This is a genomic window from Coleofasciculus sp. (assembly GCF_046539235.1).
GTDB lineage: Bacteria > Cyanobacteriota > Cyanobacteriia > Cyanobacteriales > Coleofasciculaceae > Coleofasciculus.
Genome location: NZ_JBKHHI010000446.1, coordinates 1 through 5,185, shown reverse-complemented (window position 1 = coordinate 5,185; position 5,185 = coordinate 1). Strand labels below are relative to the sequence as shown.

At 46.3% G+C, this 5,185-nt stretch carries 5 protein-coding genes and 1 pseudogene; 3 read left to right on the top strand and 3 right to left on the bottom strand.

The genetic code is table 11. The features are described 5' to 3' along the window. Nucleotides 1-857: lysophospholipid acyltransferase family protein (locus ACLFWI_RS26390; protein ID WP_446415390.1), on the bottom strand; the 857-nt coding region annotated here is incomplete at its 3' end. A gap of 638 nt (nt 858-1,495) precedes the next feature. Between ACLFWI_RS26390 and ACLFWI_RS26385 the strand changes: the two genes are divergently transcribed. Then, the gene (locus ACLFWI_RS26385) at nt 1,496-2,302 is read left to right on the top strand and encodes a pentapeptide repeat-containing protein (RefSeq protein ID WP_446415389.1); all 807 of its coding nucleotides are present in this window, start codon (nt 1,496-1,498) and stop codon (nt 2,300-2,302) included. Between the two features lie 124 nt (nt 2,303-2,426). On the opposite strand, the gene ACLFWI_RS26380 is transcribed toward ACLFWI_RS26385, so the two are convergent. Continuing rightward, nucleotides 2,427-2,855, bottom strand: a complete 429-nt coding sequence (locus ACLFWI_RS26380) for an FKBP-type peptidyl-prolyl cis-trans isomerase (protein ID WP_006098302.1) — start codon at nt 2,853-2,855, stop codon at nt 2,427-2,429. Nucleotides 2,856-3,060: 205 nt separating this feature from the next. On the opposite strand from ACLFWI_RS26380, the pseudogene ACLFWI_RS26375 reads away from it, so the two are divergent. After that, nucleotides 3,061-3,483: pseudogene (locus ACLFWI_RS26375) on the top strand (zinc ribbon domain-containing protein); the annotation flags it as partial. A gap of 52 nt (nt 3,484-3,535) precedes the next feature. On the opposite strand, the gene ACLFWI_RS26370 reads toward ACLFWI_RS26375, so the two are convergent. After that, complete coding sequence (locus tag ACLFWI_RS26370; protein WP_446415388.1) at nt 3,536-3,946, bottom strand: hypothetical protein; 411 nt, start codon at nt 3,944-3,946, stop codon at nt 3,536-3,538. Nucleotides 3,947-4,213: 267 nt separating this feature from the next. On the opposite strand from ACLFWI_RS26370, the gene ACLFWI_RS26365 reads away from it, so the two are divergent. After that, nucleotides 4,214-5,023, top strand: coding sequence for a DUF1350 family protein (locus ACLFWI_RS26365; RefSeq protein WP_446415387.1), 810 nt, complete (start codon nt 4,214-4,216; stop codon nt 5,021-5,023). Nucleotides 5,024-5,185: the final 162 nt, after the last annotated feature.

Genomic DNA, 5,185 nt, shown 5'->3' with positions numbered 1-5,185 from the left:
ATAGCTCCCCCAAACCCCCTCGCCAAGTTAACTAAACAGTCCAGTTCCCATTGCATCTGAGTACAGACTTTTTCATAGCAAGCATTGACATATTCGCGATCGCTAGCTGCATCACGACCATACCATTCAAAGACAATCGGCGCACAAACACGAGTGTAAATCTGGACAGGCAAGGGAATATTGGGTAGCGGTCCAATCGCCAATCCCCACGGTAAACCTAAATAAACTGGAAAAACTTCCGGATCAAGACCAAATAACCAAGGGAAAAGTCCCCAATCATGCAGTTGTCGAACCTGGTCGTAAAAATCAGCCAAGACAATCAATGTATCATGAGCGCCGTGAGAAATAACGGGTATAATCGGCACACCTTCCCGTAATGCCAGCTTAATAAACCCTTGACGGCCCGCCAAATGGATTTTATTCCGCATGGTATGGGGACGAAAGACATCCTGTGCCCCCCCAGGGTAGACGAGGACACTAGCACCTCGACGCAAAGCCGCGATCGCCATTTTGGGATGAGTCCTGATTGCCCCCGTCTTAGCCGCTAGTCGTGCCGTGTTTGGGTCAATTTTCCAGCCATTGGGGTGCATCAGACCATAAACCGGACGTTCGGTACCAAAATGCCGAAACCAGTCATACATGACCATGATCATATCCGGTGCGACGAGTCCGCCATTGTGAGACCCCACAAATAAGGCGTTATCCTCATCGGGAATGTGATGCCAGCCATCGGTTTTCACCCGAAAGTAGTAGTGGTAAAACCATCCCCATAAGGGCATGAAAGATTGGATGGTTTGGGGATCACGTTCATCGAGTGACCACCCGGGTTGGTCGTTTGGGATTGAGTTACCATTCATGAACGAAACAAAATGTTGGGTTGGGCGGATTTTGACCAAAAGCAGAAGAGTATAAGCTTACTTTTGGTCGGGATCTGGAAAACATCTCTCCAAACCTCTCTCCTGCTCGGAGTATAAGAGGCACAACCTGAGTGACTTTCTTCGAGAAACAGGATGACTTGCATCCTTAATAAATATTAACGGAACTCAATGCATAAGGCTCTACTTGCGGTATTCCCAGTCGAATGGTAAGGCTTTTTTAGTTTCCCCTACCGTGGCATAGTCGGAAATCAAGGACTGTGATCGCCTGGTGAATACCTTGCCACCATGGCAACAGCGATAAAATCTCCCCAAAAAAAAACCCCTAGGTGAGCCTCGAAGACACCGCTAGGGGATTCCCAAACAACCTAAACACTAAACAGGAGAATAACGACCACGTTGGAATGCGTTTAAGCTCCCTTACTTACCTAGTTTGCACCCCCGAACGGCTTTTTATGTTTAGCTATGATGAAAAGCGTGTAAAGATTTGATGAATTTTTGCCTGATTGAGTAACTATTACCACATTTTGCTCTAGTGGGGGTGAGGGGTAGCACCCATCACAATGCTTGGGGAAATCATTGGGAAATTGATAGTACAACTCCAGTTTTCCCCAAACATTATGGATACTAACGAACTCCTGCGGCGTTATCTAGCCAGGGAACGGAATTTTCAGGGTGCTAATCTCAAGAAGATCAATCTCATGGGTGCTGATCTTAACGGTGCTGACTTGATTGGTGCTGATTTGAGTGGTGCTGATCTCAGGGGTACTCAACTGATTGACGCCGATTTAAGCAACACGGATCTCAGCCGAGTCAACCTCAGTGGCGCTAACCTGAAACAGGCTAACTTAAGCGGTGTAAATTTAAATTCAGCTAACCTGAGCCGCACTTTCTTGATGCATGCCGATCTCAGAGGTGCGACTTTGATTGAGGCAAATCTTATGGATGCTGACTTAGCGGATGTTAATCTCAGCCGAGTTAATCTCACTCAAGTTAATCTCAGCCGAGCTAACTTAAGTAGTGCGAACTTATTTGGAGCTATCCTAACGGAAGCCATTATGGTGGGTGCTGATCTGAGTGGTGCTTTTTTAATTGGTGCTGACTTAAGCGATACCAACTTAAGTGGCGCTAATCTCAGCGGTGCTGATTTGAGAGGAAGCAATCTCAGTCGGGTTAACCTCAGTGGTGCTGATCTGTTTGGTGTTAATCTGAGTGGTGCTAATCTGACTCAGGCTACTTTGAATCGGGCAAACTTAAGCTATAGCAATCTGAGTAATACCAATCTCACGGAAGTTGATCTGAAGATTACCCACGTAGAGAACGCTCGATTTGGAGAGAATGAGGGACTCTCTGAAAACAACCAGTTTGATTTGCAGCGACGTGGGGCAATTTGGGAAATGACGAGTTTTAGTGTGGGGGGAATGTAGGGTTCTCAGCTAAATCCTATGATAGCGACTTACCTATTAGCAGAAAGAGAGAGTGCCGCATCAGTTGTGCTGATCAATTTCCAAGGCACTCTCTCCTCCCTCTCTTGTTTGAGACAATCCTGGATCAAGAAATGTCCACTAACTCAATATCAAAGGTTAAGTCTTGTCCTGCTAGAGGATGATTGGCATCTAATCTCACATTCGAGTCGGTGACATCGGTAATCACCACTGGAATAACTCGCCCGTTAGGTTGTTGAATTTGTAATTGCTGACCGATTTCAGGATTCAAGTCTGGGGGCATTTTGTCTCGTGTCACCTCCAGTACCATTTCGGAACGATGGGGACCGTAAGCTTTATCCATGGGAATCATTTCGGTTTTGGAATCCCCAGGCGTCATACCCACAACGGCTTGCTCGAAACCTGGAATGACCTGTCCAGCATCAATGGTGAATTCTATCGGTTCGCGACTCAGGGAAGAATCAAAGACCGTACCGTCCTTTAATTTACCGGTGTAGTGAATTTTGACGGTATCACCCACTTTCGCTTGTGCCATATTTATTTTCCTTGGAGTTGGTCAACACCTCTAGGGTATCAACTCGCGCAAATTTTGCCTTATTTCTCTAGTGCGATTAACCAGTCATATCTATCTGGGAGGTGAGTCATACTTCTAAGGAAACTCTAGGGTGAGCAAGGCTGATGAACCGAGTTAATCAGTCTATCGCTCTTGCCCACCTTAGCTAACATTCAGCCAGTTGAAACAGTTCAACAGTCAAGCAATCGTATTTGAGCATCTCAAAGGATGGAAGCCCAAAGGTGGACGGAAGCGCTCAATATTGAGGCAACGTTTCCACGGATGGCTCAAGTCGATGATTCGGGACTACACCGAAATGAAGTGGGCTGAGGCTGGCGGCAAGGTAATTGAGGTAATCGCCGCCTACACCTCTAAGTTGGCGTATGACGGCTCTGGAACTGTGCAGCGTGATGCTAAAAATTATGCTCTAGCTAAATTCTCCTCTGGCAAGCGGTACAACTGCGACCTGAATGGCAGTATGAACATTGCCGCCAGAGGAATTCTTAAGCTTGTTCGCCGAAAGGACAACAAGAAGCTCTCCAGTAAAAACTCTGGACGCTTGCCTCGAAGCTGGGCTTGTTTGTGTGACTTGTGGAACCCTGTCGTTCCCAAGTTAGCATCTCTACACCTCCACCTCGCGGCAGCAGGTGGAGGAGCTTCATTTAGCTTACGGAGGTCAGATCCTGATCAGACTCTTCGGCTTCAGGAGTTGAAGCAGCTAACGCTTCTGGAGGAACAGGGATAGCAAAGTTATAGGGTTCAAAGACTTCGGATGAGGGTGTCTCTGTGATAATCGTCTCAGTGGGTTGGTTATGATCGGCTTTGAATTTTTTCACAGCGACTAACCCTCCGGCTACGGCGGCGATACCAACACCAGCAATGCCGAATTTTTTGTAGAAGTTGATTTTATCGCTAACGAGACTAGGAGATTCTCCAGAAGCATTTGAGGAAACACCCTTTTTGCCAAACCCACAGGGGAGGGCTTGAGTGGGGCTAATCGTTGCCAGCAATAGGCTACCTGTAACGGTTACGGTAGAAAGGAGACTTGTGAAAAATAGTTTGGATTTAATCATGATTGCTAAGGGATATGCCTAATCAGGGACAAAAAGCTTATCTAACAGTGTACAGACCTGATCTAATTATGGAATTGTTATTCGATAGCAATTTCTGATTAAATATATAAATCAAACTCAATGATATCGCTGAGATTCTTGGCAACGCTGTCTCATGACACGTTAGAACGCAACTGGGATAGGTATTCAGCCGGACATGGTATGTGCAGCGCCACCTCGCCAAGAGTACGTCAAAATATAAAAATATAAGAACTTCCCTCTCTTTCTATGGACTGGCAAGAACTATCTGGTAGCTGGGTTTTAATTCCGTCTCGTCCCGTTGGCATCGTGCATTTTTTGGGTGGGGCGTTTATTGCAGCTGCACCCCAAGTCACCTACCGTTGGCTACTTGAGCAATTAGGGCGTCAGGGTTATTTGGTTGTGGCGACGCCGTTTCTCAATACCTTAGATCACGTTGCGATCGCCCGCGAAGTCCTCAACCGTTTTGAGACGACCCTCGATCGCCTCAAAGCCACAAGACTACTCAGGAAACAGTATTTACCGATCTACGGTGTCGGACATAGCATGGGGTGCAAACTGCATCTGCTGATTGGTAGTCTGTTTTCCGTGGAACGGGCGGGTAATATTTTGATTTCCTTCAACAATTATCCAGCAAAACAAGCGATTCCGTTTCTGGAACAGTTCAATATGCTGGATCAGTTGACGTTCCTCAAGCAGTTGAATATCAAGCCAGCCTTTGACGTTGAATTTACCCCCTCACCCCAACAAACTAACGAACTGATTGCCCAGCAATACGCCATCCGCCGCAATTTACTGATTAAATTTATCAAGGACGAGATTGACCAAACGGCAATTTTATCCCCTGTGCTGCAACAACGATTTCCGAATATGGTTGTGCTACAAATGCTACCGGGAAATCACTTAACACCGTTGGGACAAGATGTCAATTGGAAAACGGGAGATTCCTTTACACCATTCGATGCGATCGGTCAGTGGATGAAGCAAGGGGTTTATCGGGATTTAAATCGACTGAATTTGGAGATTCTGCGCTGGTTAAATCCTTTGGCAGTGGGGTAAATTGATATTGATAGATCAGTAGTGGGGCAAAAGTAGAGTGTGGGAATTCAGGTGTTTGAACCCCTGGATTAATTGTTGAATCCATCGACAATTTTTGGCTGAACCCATACAGCACTTTCACGCCACGGTGTGGTACAGTAACAGCCATGAGCGAACCGATTT